This window comes from Mesorhizobium sp. RSR380A (assembly GCF_054719385.1).
This window is the reverse complement of the sequence record NZ_JBTTIB010000001.1, coordinates 4,907,071-4,923,429: the sequence shown is the minus strand read 5'-3', so window position 1 is coordinate 4,923,429 and position 16,359 is coordinate 4,907,071. Positions and strand designations below refer to the sequence as shown.

Annotated in this window: 16 protein-coding genes; 7 read left to right on the top strand and 9 right to left on the bottom strand. The window is 64.8% G+C overall.

Annotated elements, in window-relative coordinates:
* Nucleotides 1-424 precede the first annotated feature (424 nt).
* Entirely contained in the window at nucleotides 425-841 is a 417-nt protein-coding gene (locus ACYG9Z_RS23730) for a winged helix-turn-helix transcriptional regulator (RefSeq protein ID WP_023673465.1), read from the bottom strand.
* A gap of 137 nt (nucleotides 842-978) precedes the next feature.
* Here ACYG9Z_RS23730 and ACYG9Z_RS23725 point away from each other — a divergent pair, with 137 nt between their 5' ends.
* The gene (locus ACYG9Z_RS23725; RefSeq protein WP_023673464.1) at nucleotides 979-1,566 is read left to right on the top strand and encodes a dihydrofolate reductase family protein; all 588 of its coding nucleotides are present in this window, start codon (nucleotides 979-981) and stop codon (nucleotides 1,564-1,566) included.
* A 95-nt stretch (nucleotides 1,567-1,661) separates the two neighbouring features.
* On the opposite strand, the gene ACYG9Z_RS23720 is transcribed toward ACYG9Z_RS23725, so the two are convergent.
* Complete coding sequence (locus tag ACYG9Z_RS23720) at nucleotides 1,662-2,090, bottom strand: VOC family protein (protein ID WP_156931523.1); 429 nt, start codon at nucleotides 2,088-2,090, stop codon at nucleotides 1,662-1,664.
* 244 nt (nucleotides 2,091-2,334) lie between these two features.
* On the opposite strand from ACYG9Z_RS23720, the gene ACYG9Z_RS23715 reads away from it, so the two are divergent.
* Entirely contained in the window at nucleotides 2,335-3,543 is a 1,209-nt protein-coding gene (locus ACYG9Z_RS23715) for an MFS transporter (RefSeq protein WP_023708705.1), read from the top strand.
* A gap of 30 nt (nucleotides 3,544-3,573) precedes the next feature.
* Here ACYG9Z_RS23715 and ACYG9Z_RS23710 read toward each other — a convergent pair whose 3' ends face one another.
* A complete protein-coding gene (locus ACYG9Z_RS23710; protein ID WP_023751884.1) occupies nucleotides 3,574-5,868 on the bottom strand; it encodes a cation:proton antiporter domain-containing protein in 2,295 nt (764 codons plus the stop codon).
* Nucleotides 5,869-6,124: 256 nt separating this feature from the next.
* Here ACYG9Z_RS23710 and ACYG9Z_RS23705 point away from each other — a divergent pair, with 256 nt between their 5' ends.
* A complete protein-coding gene (locus ACYG9Z_RS23705) occupies nucleotides 6,125-6,856 on the top strand; it encodes a DUF2270 domain-containing protein (protein ID WP_023673885.1) in 732 nt (243 codons plus the stop codon).
* Between the two features lie 37 nt (nucleotides 6,857-6,893).
* On the opposite strand, the gene ACYG9Z_RS23700 is transcribed toward ACYG9Z_RS23705, so the two are convergent.
* Complete coding sequence (locus tag ACYG9Z_RS23700; protein WP_023673886.1) at nucleotides 6,894-7,238, bottom strand: PQ-loop domain-containing transporter; 345 nt, start codon at nucleotides 7,236-7,238, stop codon at nucleotides 6,894-6,896.
* Nucleotides 7,239-7,521: 283 nt separating this feature from the next.
* On the opposite strand from ACYG9Z_RS23700, the gene ACYG9Z_RS23695 reads away from it, so the two are divergent.
* Nucleotides 7,522-7,827: a hypothetical protein gene (locus tag ACYG9Z_RS23695; protein ID WP_023689804.1), complete on the top strand. Its 306-nt coding sequence runs from the start codon at nucleotides 7,522-7,524 to the stop codon at nucleotides 7,825-7,827.
* A gap of 52 nt (nucleotides 7,828-7,879) precedes the next feature.
* Here the strand turns inward: ACYG9Z_RS23695 and ACYG9Z_RS23690 are convergent, their stop codons facing one another.
* Nucleotides 7,880-8,512, bottom strand: a complete 633-nt coding sequence (locus ACYG9Z_RS23690; protein ID WP_023751883.1) for a Vgb family protein — start codon at nucleotides 8,510-8,512, stop codon at nucleotides 7,880-7,882.
* Between the two features lie 29 nt (nucleotides 8,513-8,541).
* Nucleotides 8,542-9,762: a hypothetical protein gene (locus ACYG9Z_RS23685; protein WP_023685490.1), complete on the bottom strand. Its 1,221-nt coding sequence runs from the start codon at nucleotides 9,760-9,762 to the stop codon at nucleotides 8,542-8,544.
* 389 nt (nucleotides 9,763-10,151) lie between these two features.
* Here ACYG9Z_RS23685 and ACYG9Z_RS23680 point away from each other — a divergent pair, with 389 nt between their 5' ends.
* From ACYG9Z_RS23680 to ACYG9Z_RS23670, 3 genes are all read left to right on the top strand, one after another.
* Entirely contained in the window at nucleotides 10,152-10,904 is a 753-nt protein-coding gene (locus ACYG9Z_RS23680) for a DUF899 domain-containing protein (RefSeq protein WP_023695474.1), read from the top strand.
* Nucleotides 10,905-10,990: 86 nt separating this feature from the next.
* Nucleotides 10,991-11,263 (top strand): hypothetical protein, encoded by a 273-nt coding sequence (locus tag ACYG9Z_RS23675; protein WP_023672530.1) that lies wholly within the window; start codon nucleotides 10,991-10,993, stop codon nucleotides 11,261-11,263.
* A 48-nt stretch (nucleotides 11,264-11,311) separates the two neighbouring features.
* Complete coding sequence (locus ACYG9Z_RS23670; RefSeq protein WP_023751882.1) at nucleotides 11,312-12,316, top strand: zinc-dependent alcohol dehydrogenase family protein; 1,005 nt, start codon at nucleotides 11,312-11,314, stop codon at nucleotides 12,314-12,316.
* A gap of 18 nt (nucleotides 12,317-12,334) precedes the next feature.
* Here the strand turns inward: ACYG9Z_RS23670 and ACYG9Z_RS23665 are convergent, their stop codons facing one another.
* From ACYG9Z_RS23665 to ACYG9Z_RS23655, 3 genes are all read right to left on the bottom strand, one after another.
* The gene (locus ACYG9Z_RS23665) at nucleotides 12,335-14,197 is read right to left on the bottom strand and encodes an ATP-binding cassette domain-containing protein (RefSeq protein ID WP_084566284.1); all 1,863 of its coding nucleotides are present in this window, start codon (nucleotides 14,195-14,197) and stop codon (nucleotides 12,335-12,337) included.
* A 71-nt stretch (nucleotides 14,198-14,268) separates the two neighbouring features.
* The gene (locus tag ACYG9Z_RS23660) at nucleotides 14,269-15,414 is read right to left on the bottom strand and encodes a sugar ABC transporter substrate-binding protein (protein ID WP_032895848.1); all 1,146 of its coding nucleotides are present in this window, start codon (nucleotides 15,412-15,414) and stop codon (nucleotides 14,269-14,271) included.
* A gap of 158 nt (nucleotides 15,415-15,572) precedes the next feature.
* Nucleotides 15,573-16,229 carry an SGNH/GDSL hydrolase family protein gene (locus ACYG9Z_RS23655; protein WP_023695479.1) on the bottom strand — a complete coding sequence of 219 codons (657 nt, stop codon included), beginning with the start codon at nucleotides 16,227-16,229 and terminating at the stop codon, nucleotides 15,573-15,575.
* Nucleotides 16,230-16,359: the final 130 nt, after the last annotated feature.

Below are 16,359 nucleotides of genomic sequence, written 5' to 3'. Positions count from 1 at the left end.
GCGTAGAAGCGCTGGCGGGACAAGGCGCGCCTCACCTTCTCCCCTTGTTGGAGAAGGTGGATCGGCGCGCTAGCGCCGAGACGCCTTCGCATCGCGGCGCGCACGCTGCGCATCCTGGCCGGTCTCGGCTCACCCCCGGTGACGAATGTCTATCCCGGCAATCGCCCATGCTGTCGGACGGGCTGCCTGTCGCCGGCCGCACCGCGGTCGAAGAGCTCTACGTGCATGGCGGCATGGGCCCAATCGGCATGCATGCCGCCCCCGCCACCGCGCGCTGGCTGGAAGAGGCCGTGGTTCGGGCGATGGCAATCCGAAGCAGACATGGCTCCGGCCACAGCGATTTGCGGGATGGGAAGGGTGAGGCTGCGCGACGTCGTGTCGATCTAGCCCGCCATCGGCCCGAAGGGAGGGCTGGCCTTGCTCGCTAGCCGATATGCTCGGCGCGCAGCTTCTTCTTTATCTGCTCCAGGCCTGCCTCGCCGCCCGTCGCCAGTTCATCGGCGATCCTTGCCAGCTTGTCATCGGCGTTGCGGTATTTGCTGCCCCAGGCGCCGAGCGTCGCCAGCACCGGCAACAGGTCGATGCCCGCCTCGGTCAGCTTATAGATCGCCTTGAGCTTGTGCGTGGGGTCGTCGCTTCTGGTGACAATGCCCTCATCCTGCAAGGTCTGCAGCCGCTCGGCCAGCGTGCGCGACGAGATGCCTTCGCCTGATAGCAGAAACTCCCGGAAGTGCCTTTTTCCCGCGAAAATCATGTCGCGGATGATCAGCAGCGTCCAGCGGTCACCGAGCAATTCGAGCGACAGGCTGATGGGGCAGCCGGATCTTTCCCTGGTCGACATTCTCAATGCTTCCATTTCTAAATCACTTTACTATTGACATCATTTTTCTCTCGTGTCAATGGTTCCGAAAGTAAAGCAATCACCAACGCCGCCTGACCTGGCGCTGGTGACACCAGAGCTCAATCAGGAGAACAACGATGAGAAAACTGATCCTGCAGATGCAGATGTCGGTCGACGGTTTTGTCGGCGCGGCCGGCGATGAGCACTGGCAGCTCTGGGAATGGGGCGCCAACTGCCCGTGGGACGACGACTTGAAGCAGGATTTCAACGCGGTGTTCGCCGGCATCGATACCATTCTGCTCAGCCGCAAGATGGCCGAAGAAGGCTATCTAACCCATTGGGGCAATGCGGCAAAAAACTATCCGCGCGATCCCTTCTACGCCTTTGCGCAGCGCATCGTCGAGGCGCGCAAGGTGGTGCTGAGCGACAAGCTCGCGGCATCGCGGTGGGAGCGCACGACGCTTGCCAGCGGCGACCTGCCGCGCGAGGTCAAGGCGCTGAAAGCTGAAGGTGAAGGCGACATGGCGGTATTCGGCGGCGCCGGCTTTGCCTCGGCGCTGATTGCAGCGGGACTGGTCGATGAGTTCCAGCTGTTCATCAATCCGGCCGCGCTGGGCGACGGCGAGCGGATTTTCGACTGTGGCGGCTTCCTGAAATTGCGCCTGCTCGGCTCTAAAGCCTATGCCTGCGGAATGGTGGTGAACCGCTACGCGCCGGCAATGTGAAGTAGTTCAGCGATTGAATCCGTGGACCGCTTCAACTCTTTGTTTTTACGAGAACTCCGGACGGATCACCGCAACCCGCTCCTCGTGAACCTGCGCTAGAAATTGATCTCGACCGAAGCGGCACTTCGCTTTGCCGGCCCGTGAAACACCGCCTCGATGTTGTTGCCGTCGGGGTCGAGCAGGAAGGCGGCGTAATAGCCGGGGTGGTAGGGCCGCTCACCCGGCGCGCCATTGTCGGCCCCGCCGGCATCGAGGCCGGCCCTGTAGAAGGCATCGACCATGGCGTTATCCCTGGCCTGGAAGGCCAGATGATGGCGCCCGGTCAGTTGTCCCCTCGCCGCCCGGCTGTCGAGGCTTGAGATGAACAGTTCGTCGGCCCAGAAATAGTCCTCGGCCTCGCCGCCGATCGGAATGCCGAGCACCTTGAAGACGGCTTCATAGAAGCGCCGGCTCGCCTTGAGGTCCCTGACCACCAGCTGGACGTGGTCGATGAGGCGGCCGCGATGCAGTTCCATGAGCGATATCTCCCGTCGCGAGACCACAAAGCTAGCGCCGCGGAGCGGCTCGTCAATTCGGCAGTCTATTTGTCGGCGCGCTTGGCAGCCTTACACCTGCTTTTGTCATATCCGGATGGACTTCCACGCAGACCGGATAAAAAATGCAACCGGATTGTCGGATTCGAAATCCCGCCAACGTCCTTCGGACGCAAGCGGCGCAACGGAGCTGGAGCGAGTGGCGCCGCATCGAAACCGATCTCGGGAGAAGAGCATGAACAGTTCCTACCGTTGGGTGATCGTCGCGTGCGGCGCGCTGATGACCTGTGTGGCGCTCGGCGCGATGTTTTCGCTGGCGATCTTTCTCGAGCCGATGGCGCTCGACACCAACTGGTCGCGAACCGGCATTTCCAGCGCCATGACGCTGAATTTCTTGGTGATGGGCGCAGGCGGTTTCGCCTGGGGCGCCATCTATGACCGTGTCGGCGCCCGCCCGGTGGTTTTTGCCGGCGCGGTGCTGCTCGGCCTGTCGCTGGTGGTGGCGAGCCGAGCCCAATCGCTGCTAGTCTTCCAGCTGAGCTATGGCGTCATCGTCGGGCTGGCGGCCAGCGCCTTCTTCGCGCCGATGATCGCGCTGACCACCGCCTGGTTCGAGACCCATCGCAGCCTGGCCGTGTCGCTGGTCTCGGCCGGCATGGGCGTGGCGCCGATGACCATTTCGCCCTTCGCACGCTGGCTGATCACGGCCTATGACTGGCGTACCGCCATGTTCGACATCGGGATCATGGCCTGGGTGCTGTTGCTGCCGGCCGTCTTCCTGGTGCGCCAGCCGTCGGCGGCGGTCGCGGCAGCGGATGGCAGCGCGCCCGCGCCTGCCGCGGCCCCCGGCATGTCAGTCGGCCAGGCGTTGCGCTCGCCGCAATTCCTGGTGCTGGGCATGACCTTCTTCGCCTGTTGCGCGGCGCATTCGGGGCCGATCTTCCACATGGTGAGCTATGCCATGTCGTGCGGCGTGGCGCCGATGGCAGCCGTGTCGATCTACAGCGTCGAGGGCCTTGCCGGCCTTGGCGGGCGCGTGCTCTACGGCGTGCTCGGCGACAGGCTGGGCGCCAAGCCGGTGCTGATCGTGGGCCTCGCCATCCAGGCGGTGGTGATCGCCGCCTATCTCGCCGTCGGCAATCTCGAGCAGTTCTATCTCCTGGCGATCATCTTCGGCGCCACCTATGGCGGCGTCATGCCGCTCTATGCGGTTCTGGCGCGCGACTATTTCGGGCCGCGCATCATCGGCACGATACTTGGCGCCGCGACCCTGTTGTCCAGCCTCGGCATGTCGTTCGGCCCGCTCGCCGGCGGCATGATCTTCGACGCCTATGCCAGCTATTCCTGGCTATTCATCGGCTCGGCGCTGATCGGCCTCGGTGCTGCCGGCATCGCCATCGCCTTCCCGCCGCAGCCCGGCCGAGAGAGGCTGCAGGCGGCATGAGCGAAATTTCCCCTCGAGGGGAAATACTCATCACCCTGTCCCCGTTCCCGAGCGCAGCTCTTCCCTGCCCTCGTCGTCGCGGCTGAGCCTGGCGTTCGAGATCAGCACCACCGGGCATTGGCAGCGCTGCAGCACGCCGGTGGTCGTCTCGCCGAAGAAGAGTTCCTCGCCAGGGCGCCGCGCCACGCCCATGACGATCAGCGCCGCCCCCCTGCCGGCCTGGCGGGCAATGGCATCGGCGGCGGCGGCCCGGCTGCGGATGGCCGTCTCGATCTCGACGCCATAGCGGTCGGCTAGTGCGACGGTATCCTTCAGCACCGCCTCCCTGCGGCGATGCGAGACAGTGTCGCGCGGTTCGTCGCGGCCGACGCGCGCGACATAAAGTATCTTGACCCGCGCACCCGTGACCGCTGCAATCGCCAGTGCCATTTCGGCACCCCGGCGGGCGATCGCGGTGCCGTTGACCGGAACCAGAATCTTCCCGCCTTCAGGTCCTAGCCTTGGCATCTGGCGGCCGGCGCCGGTCGCCTTCAGCACCAGGCATAGCGGGCCCTCGAAGGCGCCGGCGATCTCGTTGATGCGGCGGGCAAACCCACCTTTCGACGTGACCGCGCGGCCGAGCCCGATCAGCAGCAGCCCATAGCCTTTGCGCGCCTCCTTGGCAACCGTTTCGGCCGAAAGCTCGGCCTCGTGGCGCCGCGTGACAGGCGCCGCGCGGGCCAGCTCCTCGTCCGAACTCCTGGCGGCCTCGCGGCTGTCCTCGGCACCCTTTTCGATCGGCTCGAGCTTCGCATCCGTGCCGGGCTCGGCCTCCTCCCCCTCGCCTCGGGCATGCAGCACCGTCGTCGGCCTGCCGGCGCCCACGACTCCGGCGAGGTAAGCAGCAAAGCGGCCGACAACGCCCTCATCGGTCACCACCAGCAGTCGTTCCAGATTGGCGATGAAGCCGCGTTGGTCGATCTCCTCGCGCTCCAGACGCTTCTTCTCGTTCTCGCCCATCGGCAAGCGGCCGAGTGCCCAACGCAAGGTCGGCGGCATGGCGAGCGTGGTGATGACGGCCATGGTCACGATCATGGTGAAAAGATTGTGCGACAGAACGCCGATCGACAGGCCAATCGAGGCGACGATGACTTCGGTCGAGCCGCGCGCGTTCATGCCGCAACCGACGGCGATGCCTTCCTTGCGGCTCATGCCGGCAAGCTCGGCGCCGATGAAGGCGCCGGCGAATTTGCCGAAGCTGGCGATCAGCACCAAAGCGGCCGTGAGTAGCGCAAGCTCGTGGTCGACAAGCACGGTGAGATCCGCCGAAAGACCGGCGACGCCGAAGAAAACCGGCATGAACAGCGCCATGATGACGCCGCGCAATTGCCCTTCGATATGACGCGACAGGATCGGCGATTCCCCAACCAGTATGCCGGCGACGAAGGCGCCGAGCACGGTGTGGACGCCGATCAGATCGGTGATCAGCGCCATTGCGCCCATGATGGCGAGAATGACGGTGACGACGGCGTATTCGCTGCGGAACGTATCGTTGGTCCAGCGGATGGCGTCGAAGACGATGCGGCGGCCAATCGTGAAGGAAAACCCCATGAAGGCGGCGACGCCGACAATGGTGAAGGCAAGGCTGCCGAGCTCGATGCGCCCCTTGGTGGCGATGCCGATGGTGATGGCGATGATCACCCAGCCGATCGTGTCCTCGATGATGGCCGACGAGACGATGGTCTGACCGAGATCGCGGCGCATGAAGTTCATCTCGCGCACCACCATGGCGACGATCTTGACCGAGGAGATCGACAGCGCCGTGCCGAGGAAGAGACCGGCGACAATGCGCTCGGTTCCGTCGGCCAGCAGCGAGGCCGGCATGAACTGCGCGGCGGTGAAGCCGAGCGCGAAAGGCACGGCGACGCCCGCGGCGGAGATGGAAAAGCACGCACGGCCGACCCTGCGCACCAGCCGCAGATCCGTCTCCATCCCGGTGAGCAACAGAAGCATCAACACGCCGAGCTGGGCGATGGCGCTGATCATGCTCTTTTGGGTGGCGTCGCCTGAAAAGATCACGCGTTCTGCTTCCGGCAATAGCCAGCCGAGCAGCGATGGCCCGAGCAGGATGCCGCCGATGAGCTGACCCATCACCGCCGGCTGGCCGAGACGCTCCAGCAACTCGCCGATGCCGCGGCCGACGAGAAGCAGAAGGAGGATTTCGAGAACGAAAATGCCCTCGCTGGACATGCCGGTCTTTTCGGCTGCCAACGATGCGGCCGGCATGAATGCCAAAGCTGCCACGGCAAGCGCGACCGACCGGCGCCGGTTGACCACGAAGGACATGCACCCCCTCATTGTGCCCGGTATAACGTTTGCGGGCGAGATCGGTTGCACGCCACGCTCCCTTGGCGCGCCGCAGGTTCCTCCTTAGCCGCAGGTTCCTCCTTACCTGAATCGCATAACGGGCCTATCTGACTGCGGATAAACCGCCGAGACCCGGGCCGGCGACGGAACATTTTCAACCGATTGCGCGTTGCGCAGATGGGGATGACCGGCGTCGTTTCGGCCGGCCATGGCGTTGGGAGGCGCGTGGCAAGGGATGTCCCAGGTCAAGACCGTGAAAACCGACGAAGCGGCTGCAGCGCCGCGGGCCTCTGATGCGTTCGCGCTGAAGCTCACCTCATCGGAATTCGTGGCCACCATGTCGCATTTCCACCGCGCCGAAATCGCCCGCATGGCCGGCTGGCGCGACCGGCTGGACCGTACCAGCAACTGGGCGATTACTGTCGTCGCCGCCATGCTCTCAGTCTCACTCTCGACGCCCAGCGCCCATCACGGGGTGCTGCTCTTTGCCATGCTGCTGACCACGCTGCTGCTATGGATCGAGGCGCGGCGCTATCGTTTCTTCGATGTCTACCGGGCCAGGGTGCGCCAGTTCGAGCGCTATTATTTCGCGCAGATCTTCTCGCCGCAGCCCGACTACGCCTCCAACTGGCTGGCCATCGTCGGCGAAGGCCTGCGTTCGCCGCGCTTCCTGATCTCGCAACGCGCGGCGTTGGTGCGCCGGCTGCGCCGCAACTACATTTTCATGTACACGATCCTGATGCTGGCGTGGGTGCTGAAGATCACGACGCCCAGTCTGCAGCGCGAAGGGTCGCCGATAGGCTTGGGCGCGTCATTTCTCGACGCCGCGCGCGTGGCGCAGCTCGGCCCGGTTCCAGGCATCTATGTCGTGTGCATGGTCGGGCTGTTCTATGTCGGCCTACTCGCAGCCGCTTTCCTCATCTCAAGCGACGAGGGCGAGCTTTCGCATGGCACCGTGCATGTCTGAGAGCGGCCTCGAAAAGCGCAATCTGCCGCGGTGATCTTCAGCAGACATTGTCGACCATCAGAGCGGTCGCTTCCGACCGGCTTGCGGCTTCCTCAACCGGAAGCCGTGCGCGATGGCGCTTGTAGGCGGTGAGCGCGATGACCAGCACGCAGCATACGGCGTTCAGCCAGTTGATCGCCGCCAGCGCGGGATCGTTCAGATTGATGTGGGCGTAGAGTCCCGTCGTGGCGTTGGCGCCTGTCCACAACAGCCAGGTCGCGTAGGAAATCGCCGACGCCCCGTGCCTGTCCCGGGCCACCCGCACGATCTGCGGCAGGTAGGACACCACGCGCAAGCCATTGAAAATAGTGAAGAGATAAAAAGACAGATCAGCAAGTGTCATCCGAAACCCCTGTCATGGCCGGACGTCCCATAGCGTTCCTTGCAGTGGCGGCATGTGAGCCCGTTCACATCCGGCTTCGATTTTCTTGTTGCGGCCCGGCACCCGGATTCTTTCGCCATGTGGGCGTTCGCCGTGAGCCAGCCCGACGAGGTCGACATGAACCAGATCCAGTTTCGGCCGACGGCGCGGGAGTACTAAACAGATCTCGTGCTTGGGCAAAGTTCGGGTTGACCGCTGCCAAGAGCGCGGCGACTATCCCTGCAACGTGCAGGAGGACATGAGAATGGACGAACCCGATCGCTGGCGGCACATGGCGAGCGCGCCCAAGGACGGCAGCCGCATCCTGGTCACGGTCAGGCCATCGGAGCAGGGGCCGGCCGAGGTCGACCTCGCTTACTGGTCGCGCGCCGACCAGTTCGGCACGGAGGGCTGGCGCTCTTCCGATTCGTCGCCAGGACGGGTGATCGAATACCCCGAACCGGAGTTGAAATGCTGGATGCCGCTGCCGACGGCCAATCTGAGCCGGGCTTCAATGCCAAGTCCGTGGCAAGGCGAAGACGTCCCGCTGCTCGACGGCTCCGGGATATGATCTCGGCGGGATGACCGTAGGAAATACGCTGCCGGCCCAATACTTGACGGCCTTACTTCGGCCGACGCACCGATCGCACCATGCCGCCGGGGCCGCTGCCGCAAAAGAAGCGGTCGCCGCCGTCGGATTCGAGCCCGGAAACGCCCGCCCCCGCCGGCATGTCGAGCCGTTCCAGCACCTTGCCAGTTTGCGGATCGACGCGCCGGACATCGCTCTGGTCGCCTTCCCAGGTGCCGTGCCAGAGCTCGCCATCGACCCAGGTGACTCCGGTGACCAAGCGGTTTGAGTCGATGGTGCGCAGGATTTTCCCGGTCTCGGGATCGATCTGGTGGATCTTGCGCTCCCGGTTCTGCCCCACCCAGAGCGTGCCCTCGGCCCAGGTCATGCCGGAATCGCGGCCGCCGCCGGGCGCCGGGATGGTGGAGAGCACCTTGCCGGTATCGGGGTCGATCTTCTGGATGCGGTCCCCGGCGAGCTGGAACAGATGCCGGCCGTCATAGGCGGTGCCGGCATGTGCCGCGACATCGATCGAGCGCAGCGTCTCGCCGCTTGCCGGATCGAAGGCGGTCAGCCGCTCGCCCGTCGCAAACCAGACATTCTGTCCGTCGAAGCTCACGCCGTGCACGGTGTCGACATCAGGAAAGGGCCCGTATTCGCGCAGGATTTCCGCTGCTGAATGTTTCATGTCCTGGTCCTCGATCATGGTCACCTTTCCTAGCCGTTCGGCAGCGGCGACGGGAGTAACAAGGTGGTCGTGAAACCAGCGACCGGGGGCGTCATCCAGCGCCGCGCCCGGCCGTGGCCGAAGGACTGCACTTTGCCGGTCTCGGCCAACTGCTCGAGCGCCCGCTGTACGCTGCGCTGTCCGGCGCCCAGCGCCAGCGCCAACGCCGAGCTGGCCCAGGATTCACCATCGGCCAGGAAGGCCAGCACCGCGGCGTGCCGCTCCTCGATCGGCCGCGCCAGCACCGCCACGGAGCCTGCTTCGCGCGGCTTTAGCGCAAAGCCCTGGCTGGTCGCGCCGATGCCCGCCAGCGGCCGCAATTCGGCGCGCAGCCGGCCGATCTCGACCCGCAGCCTGGCGCGATGCGATTCATCGGCATGCCGGCCGCCAAAGGCGCGGGCAATCAGCGTCGCCCTCGGCACATCCGCCGGCCAGGCTTCGGCAAGCGCGCGCGCCAGCGCAAACAGCACCGGCCGCGTTGCCAGCGAGATCGTTGTTTCCTGCTTGTGCACGATATAGCGGAACGTATCGACGACCAGCGCGCGCGACGCCTGCAGCGCCTCGACCTCTTCGAGCAACAGCGGATGCTCCTCGCCGCCTGCGATCAGCCGCGCCGCCGGCGTCTCCAGCGCCAGGAAGGCGCTGTCGACCTCCGCCATGAGACCCGGAATGCCGGCCCGGCGGGCGGCATGGCGCGCCCACTCAAGGGCTGCGCGCGCGGCCTTCGTCTTCAGGCGCCGCATGGCGATGCCGGCAACCGCGAGTTCATGCGCGGCGCGTGAGGCCGGCGGAAGCGGCGACGGATCGAGCCCAGCCAGCACGTCTTCAGCCTCGTCGAGGCGGCCGATCAGCAGCAGGCGGCGCACTTTGAGATGCCCGGCATGCGCCGCGTTCAGCCGGTCGCCATGCTTTTCCAATGTCGACCGCGCCGCGTCGAGCGCCTTGGACGGCCAGCCGAGATCACGCGAAACAAGTGCGATCTCGGCTTCGGCGACAACGCACCTGGCGCGCGCCACCGCCTCCTTTGGACCGAAGGCACGGCCGGCCCTACGCAACAGTACTTTGGCGCGATCGAAATCGCCGAGCTGCGCCATGGCAATGCCGCGCAACGCCAGCGCCGGGGCATCCTCGCGCAAGGCGACGCGGTCGAGTGCCGCCAGCGGATTGCCCGCCGCCAGCGCCAGCCCTGCCGCGGTGATCAGCGAGTCCATGCAAATCCCGTCACATTTGTAACTCCCACCGCTCCCCTTATCGGCCCTAACTTAAGTCACCACCGCCAAGCAGCAAGCCGCGGACGGCGACCTAGCCATCTGGACTGGTTGAAGACGCCCAGGCCTGCGTTGACGGCAATATTCGCATTCGCTAGCCTGAGCATCTCAGACAGCCGCGTTAAGCTTCTCAATAAGGAAAAACCGACCATGCCTGCTTCCGAGGACTTCGAGCCCACCGTGCGGCCTCGCCACCCCTGCTGCGGTGGCCCGCCTGCAAATGCCGTCACATTTGTAACTCCGCCCTCGCCGCCTCGCGGCCCTAGCCTGCCTCACGATCAACAGGCAACGACAAGCCACAACGGCTCAACAACTGGCAAAGGAAACAAGCAATGACCAAGCACGTGGCAATGAAGACCCCACCGGTCGTTTCAAGGCAAGAATGGGAAGCCGAGCGCGAAAAGATGCTGGTGAAGGAAAAGGCAACGATGCGCGCCAGGGACGCGCTGTCGGCCGAGCGCCGGCGCATGCCATGGATGGAAGTAGACAAGGCCTATGTGTTTGAAGGTCCCAACGGCAAAGCGAGCCTGCTCGATTTGTTCGAGGGCCGGCGCCAGTTGATCGTCTACCGCGCCTTCTACGAACCCGGCGTCCACGGCTGGCCCGAACATGCCTGCCGCGGCTGTTCGCTCGGCGCCGACCAGGTCGGCCATCTCGCCCATCTCAACGCCCGCAACACCACGCTTGCCTATGCCTCCCGCGCGCCGCAGGCCGACATTGCCAGCTTGAAGCAGCGGATGGGTTGGGAGATGCCCTGGTACACAATCACCGACAGTTTCGACAAGGATTTCGGCGTCGACGAATGGCACGGCCACAACGTGTTCATCCAGGACGGCAAGAAAGTGTATCGCACCTACTTCATCAACAACCGCGGCGACGAGCAGATGGGCACGGTCTGGAGCTACCTCGACGCAACGCCGCTCGGCCGCCAGGAAATCTGGGAGGATTCGCCCGAAGGCTATCCGCAGACCGAGCTCTACAGCTGGTGGAACTGGCACGACAATTACGACGCCGCACCCGACAAGACGTGGGAGGAAGTGTCGGCGGCCGGCGAAGCCGCGTTCCGCAACAAGGACGGCAAGTAAGGACCTGGAGCGGCGCCCATCCAGCTTGGTTTCCTGTCCCTCACGGGACAGGAAACCCGGGCATTGATCATCAAGGGATTACGACCATGAGCGATATCGGCACAGGGACCGACAGTGAGGTCCCTAAACGCTCCGATGCAGTTTCTCTCCGCACCGCCGACTGGCTGTGCCTCGCCGCGGCCCCTGTTTTCGCCGTGATGGCGCTGCTTACCTGCATTCACGCTGGCGACGGCGTCATGTCGTGCCTGGGGGCCGATGCCTCCCCGCTCACCGGCATGCCGCTGATGTATCTCTTGATGAGCGCCGTCCATCTGGCGCCTTGGCTGCGCGTGATTTCCGGCCGGCCGGTCCGGCGATAGGCTGGACCGCCGCCGCCATGCTAACGCTCTTTACGTCGGAGAGAGACTATGAAGCTGGTCAGGCTGAGAGCGCCGGGCGGGTTGGACAAGCTCGACCTGGTCGAGGTGGATCAGCCCCGGCCTGGGCCGGGAGAAATGCTGGTCAGGATTCGCGCCTGCGCGCTGAACATGCGCGACGATTTCGCCGTACAAGGCAAGGTGCCGCTCGCCGAAGGCCGCGTGCCGCTGTCGGATGGCGCCGGCGAGGTGATCGCCATCGGCGACGGCGTCGACACGTTCAAGCCGGGCGACAGCGTCGTCAGTGTTTTCTACCCCTGGTGGCTGGCCGGCGACATGAGATCCGATACAAGCCGCGACATTCCCGGAGACAGTTTCGACGGCTTCGCCAGCGAGTATGTGTGCATGCCGGCGCACGCATTCACCAGGGCGCCGGCGGGCTATACGCATCTCGAGGCGGCAACGCTGACCTGCACGGGCGTCACCGCCTGGCGCGGGCTGGTGACATGCGGCAAGGTAAAGCCCGGCGACACGGTGCTGATCCTTGGCACCGGCAGCGTGTCATTGTCTGCGCTGCAATTTGCCAAGGCCGCCGGCGCAAGGGTCATCGCCACCTCGTCCGATGAAGGGAAGCTGGAGAAGCTCAGACGACTCGGGGCCGACAGCGTCATCAACTACAAGGCGGTGCCGCAGTGGGGCGGCAGGGCCAGGGAACTGACGGACGGACGCGGCGTCGATCATGTGATCGAGGTCGGCGGACCGGCGACGCTGGCGCAGTCGATAGCGGCCTGCCGGACAGGCGGGCATATCGCACTCATCGGCGTCCTGACCGGCTTTGCAGCAGAAGTTTCAATCCCGGCGCTGTTTTCAAACCAGATCCGCATCAGCGGAATTTCCATCGGCAGCAAAGCCGACCAGCAGGACATGATCCGTGCGATAGAGGTCAACCGCCTGAAGCCTGTCATCGACAGCAGCTTTCCACTGCAGGATATCGCCGCCGCCTTCAGGCACTACGAAGCGCAAAGGCATTTCGGCAAGGTCTGCCTCGAGCTTTAGATCCTGCGATCGGCATTCCTACCCAGCGGCCGGCGCCAGCGTCCCGCTTGCCATCAGGCCCCAGAGCTGATCGGCGGTCAGCTGTTTGGCCGAGCCGTCGTAAGCCACCCTGCCGAGGCTGAGCACGACGATCCTGTCGGCCAGCGCCCTGACCGTCGACAGGTCGTGCGTGACCAGGATGACGCCGGTGCCGCTGGCGGCGATCGAACGGATCAGCTTGACGACCTGCGCGGTCTGCTTGACGCCGAGCGCGGCGGTAGGCTCGTCGAGGCAGATCAGCTTGACGTGATCGGCAAGCGCGCGGGCAATGGCGATGGACTGCCGCTGGCCGCCCGACAGCGAGCGCACCAGAACGTTTTCGTCGCGAAGCGTGACGCCCAGCGCGGCAAGCCGGGCACGACACTGCTCGGCGGCCTTTCGGTCGTCGCGAACCGGGAAGACACCGAGCCAACGCCGCGTTTCCTCACGCCCGAGGATCATATTGTGGGCGACGCTGAGGTTCGGGCAGAGCGCCAAATCCTGATAGACCGTCTCCAGGCCGGCGCCGCGTGCATCCTGCGGGCTCCTGAAGGAAATCGGCTGGCCCTCGAGGGTCATCGCGCCGGCATCGGGCTGGATGGCGCCCGAAATAATCTTCACCAGCGTCGACTTGCCGGCGCCATTGTCGCCGAGCAGACAGACGATCTCGCCTTTGCCGACCGTGAAACTCGCCTCTTCCAATGCCGTCAGCGCGCCGTAGGATTTGCGGGCGCCGGCAATCGAGAATGCCGGACCTTGCGGGGCTTCTGCATTGCCCGCCGTCACGGCAGGGCCGGCCGAGGCGACGGCACCATTGTCCGCCACCGTGAAGTTGGTCGCGGCGGCCCGAGCGCGCCGGCCGCGAAAACCGATCGCAGCCTGGTCGGCCACCAACGCCAGCAACAGCATGCTTCCCACCGAAATGGATTGCCACCATGATTGCAGGCCGACGAAGATCAATCCTGCATTTAGGATGCCGATGGTGGCAACACCGATGGCGATGCCGAGCGGCCTGCCGGAGCCGCCGGAAAACGCAACGCCGCCGAGAATTGCAGCGGTGAGCACGTCGAGCTCGAAGCGAACGCCGATGGTCGGCGTGATGCTGCCGAGACGACCGGCGATCAGAACCGAGACCAGGCCGATCAGCAAGCCATTGGCGGCGTAGAGGCCAACCACCGTGCGCCCCACCGGAATGCCGCAGAGTTCGGCTGCGCGCGGGTCGCCGCCTATGGCGTAGAGCCTCAAGCCGGTGACCGTGCTGGTCAAGACAAAGGCTCCGATGACAAAGACAGATGCGGCGATGATCACGGTGTACTGGATGCCGAAGATCTTGCCCCGCCCCAATTCGAGCAGAGCCTCGGGAAAACCATAGACCGCGGTGCTGGAGACGACGAAGGCAAGGCCGCCATAGAGCGCCAGCATCGCCAGCGTGACGATCAACGGCGAGATGCTCAGCCTGCGCACCAGCAGACCGTTGAGCAGACCGAGCAAAAGGCCCAGACCCAGGCCGACGCAGATTGCCAGCGGCGCGCTCTGCGTCGCCACCGCAACCTTGGCAGTGATGATGCCGATCAAGGCGACCATGCTGCCGATGGAGAGGTCGACATAGCCGGCGATCAGCAGCGCGGAGGTGCCGAGCACGGCGATCAGGATCGAGGTCGAGTTGACGCCAATGACGACGAAATTGTCGAGGCTGAAGAAGGATTTGTTCAACAGCGAGAAGGCGATGATCAAGCCCAGCGCGACCAGCGCCAGCCCGATGCGGCCAGACGCTTCGCCCGGCGCCTTGACGCCCGGCAGCAAGGATGAAAACCGGCCCGTTTGCAGCGGTGTCGTCCCCGTTCGAAGGCTGTCTGTGCTCATGCTAGCCTCTGACTGAAGCGGGCGGTTTCAGGTCAGGCTGACCCGCCCGTATCGCGCGGGAAAAACAGGCGCTACTTTGCCTCGGATGACCAGGGGAAATTCACATACTGGTCGCGCGTGTCGTAGCAGATGTTGCCGTACATCCTGAGATAGATGTCGCGGCGCTTCGGGTCCTTGTAGACCGCGGCCGGGTCGGCGACATCGGCCTCGTACTGGGCCATGTAGTCGCTGGTCAGCGCCACGGGCAGGATATCCATCGCCTGCGGGATGCTCTTGCCCTCCAGCCAGTCGGCGGCATGCTGGCCCATGGCATAAGCGAAGACCGGCGACGCCAGGCTGATGCTTGCCTTGTAGGGACCGCCGCCTTTCTTGATCGCGGCGACTGCCTCCGGTTCGCCGTCGATGCCGCCAAGGAACTGGTCCGGCCGCGCCTTGCCCGCCGCTTCCAGGGCAGCCAGCGCGCCGAGCACGACCGTGTCGGCGCCGAGCACGACATCGACGTCGGGATGGGCCTGGAGAATGGTGCTCATCGTGGCAAAGCCGCCTTCCTTGTTGACGGGATTGGGCGAGATGTCGGCGACGATGGTGACGCCTGGCATAGCCTTGAAGATGTCGCGCATGGCGGCAAAGCGCGGCGCCAGGAATTCCATGCTGTCATGCGACAGGATGACGACATTGGCCTTGCCGCCGAGCTTGTCCTTTATGTAGGCCGCGGCCGCTTCGGCCAGCACCTTGCCGGTCTCGTATTGCGGCGCGTTGAGCAGCGACGTCGCCGGCGGCGGCACGATGGTGCCGACATAGGCGCCCGACCAGATAAGCTCCTGCAGGCTGCGGCTCATCGAGGCCGGGTCCACGGGGGCTGCGACCAGACCGCCGATCTTGGAGGCGAGAAACAATTGCACCTGCTCGACCCCCTTGGCGGCGTCATTGTTGGCAAGCGCGCGGCGATATTCCAGGCCGCGATCCTTGGCGGCGGCGGCCAGGCCGCGGTCGACGCCCTGCATGAATTCACGCTCGTTGTCCTGCGCGAAGGCCAGCACCTTGCTCAGGCCGGGCGGTGGGCTGCAGGCCGGCGCCTTCGGATCGAACGGCGCAAATACCGCCGGCTTGGTGAGCCCGGCCGGGCCGTCCTGCGCGCTTGCCAGAATGGTACCGCCCGCGAGCACACCGGCAACGCCGAGCAGCGTCGCCAGCATCATGTTCCTGTCAGATCGCATTTTACTTCCTCCCTGTCGTTGATTGTTGCCGCGCATCGCAAGCCTCGCGGTCGCTACTCTTCCCAGTCTCCCCAGATACCCACCTTCCCGCTCGCAAGTCAAAACTTTTTCCAGTGGAATTAATTAATCAGAGATAGTCGGGTGACTCGCCCACGCGATCACGCCTTGGCGATCAGCGACTGGACGACTTTGGCCAATTCCGTGCCGAGCACGCGATGCGCGTCGCTGTCGAGGTGAATGCCGTCTACCGCGCTCGACTCGACGACATCGCCGGCGTTGAAGAACGCGGCGCCGGCGCGCCGGGCCGCATCGCGGAACAGGCCGGCAAAGTGCATCGACTTTGCGGCGCCGCCCAGGAACATCTGGCCGAACCAGTCGACCTCCAGCATCGGCGGCGGCGCTACTATCAGGACCGCGGGCGCCACGCCCGCGGGGCCAGCTTCGCTGCGCAGGACAATTCTGGCCAAGATCTCAATGGAATCAGCGACGTCATTCGGCGTTACCGAGAACCTATGCTTGAGATCGTTGGTGCCGAGCATCAGGATGACGAGGTCGAGCGGCATATGCGTTTCCAGGCACACCGGGAGCGATTTGAGCCCGTTCTTGTGGAGACCTTCGATCGGATCGTCGTGCACGGTGGTGCGCCCGCCCTGCCCTTCTTCGATCACATCCCATCCGTTGCCGAGCTGGCGGCGCATGATGCCCGGCCAGCGGCGGTCGGGCGTGAAGCGGTGCCGTCCGACGCGGGCCAGGGTGGGAATGGCGCCATAGGTATTGGAATCGCCAAAGCACATGATGGTCCGGGTCTGCGTCACGGCATTGCTCCTCCAGGCTTGCATACTTTGAACGACAGCAGGCCGGCTGGCGTCAACTACATTTTTCCATCGGGTGGATTTAAGTGTTGCCTTGCCAGGCCCGCATTGCTACGTCAGCGCTTTGATCGGC

What these genes read in the sequence shown, in the direction of transcription:
- ACYG9Z_RS23730 (WP_023673465.1), bottom strand. Translation starts at nt 841, where the DNA reads ATGTCGACCAGGGAAAGATCCGGCTGCCCCATCAGCCTGTCGCTCGAA.
- ACYG9Z_RS23725 (WP_023673464.1), top strand. Translation starts at nt 979, where the DNA reads ATGAGAAAACTGATCCTGCAGATGCAGATGTCGGTCGACGGTTTTGTC.
- ACYG9Z_RS23715 (WP_023708705.1), top strand. Translation starts at nt 2,335, where the DNA reads ATGAACAGTTCCTACCGTTGGGTGATCGTCGCGTGCGGCGCGCTGATG.
- ACYG9Z_RS23710 (WP_023751884.1), bottom strand. Translation starts at nt 5,868, where the DNA reads ATGTCCTTCGTGGTCAACCGGCGCCGGTCGGTCGCGCTTGCCGTGGCA.
- ACYG9Z_RS23705 (WP_023673885.1), top strand. Translation starts at nt 6,125, where the DNA reads ATGTCCCAGGTCAAGACCGTGAAAACCGACGAAGCGGCTGCAGCGCCG.
- ACYG9Z_RS23700 (WP_023673886.1), bottom strand. Translation starts at nt 7,238, where the DNA reads ATGACACTTGCTGATCTGTCTTTTTATCTCTTCACTATTTTCAATGGC.
- ACYG9Z_RS23695 (WP_023689804.1), top strand. Translation starts at nt 7,522, where the DNA reads ATGGACGAACCCGATCGCTGGCGGCACATGGCGAGCGCGCCCAAGGAC.
- ACYG9Z_RS23690 (WP_023751883.1), bottom strand. Translation starts at nt 8,512, where the DNA reads ATGAAACATTCAGCAGCGGAAATCCTGCGCGAATACGGGCCCTTTCCT.
- ACYG9Z_RS23685 (WP_023685490.1), bottom strand. Translation starts at nt 9,762, where the DNA reads ATGGACTCGCTGATCACCGCGGCAGGGCTGGCGCTGGCGGCGGGCAAT.
- ACYG9Z_RS23680 (WP_023695474.1), top strand. Translation starts at nt 10,152, where the DNA reads ATGACCAAGCACGTGGCAATGAAGACCCCACCGGTCGTTTCAAGGCAA.
- ACYG9Z_RS23675 (WP_023672530.1), top strand. Translation starts at nt 10,991, where the DNA reads ATGAGCGATATCGGCACAGGGACCGACAGTGAGGTCCCTAAACGCTCC.
- ACYG9Z_RS23670 (WP_023751882.1), top strand. Translation starts at nt 11,312, where the DNA reads ATGAAGCTGGTCAGGCTGAGAGCGCCGGGCGGGTTGGACAAGCTCGAC.
- ACYG9Z_RS23665 (WP_084566284.1), bottom strand. Translation starts at nt 14,197, where the DNA reads ATGAGCACAGACAGCCTTCGAACGGGGACGACACCGCTGCAAACGGGC.
- ACYG9Z_RS23660 (WP_032895848.1), bottom strand. Translation starts at nt 15,414, where the DNA reads ATGCGATCTGACAGGAACATGATGCTGGCGACGCTGCTCGGCGTTGCC.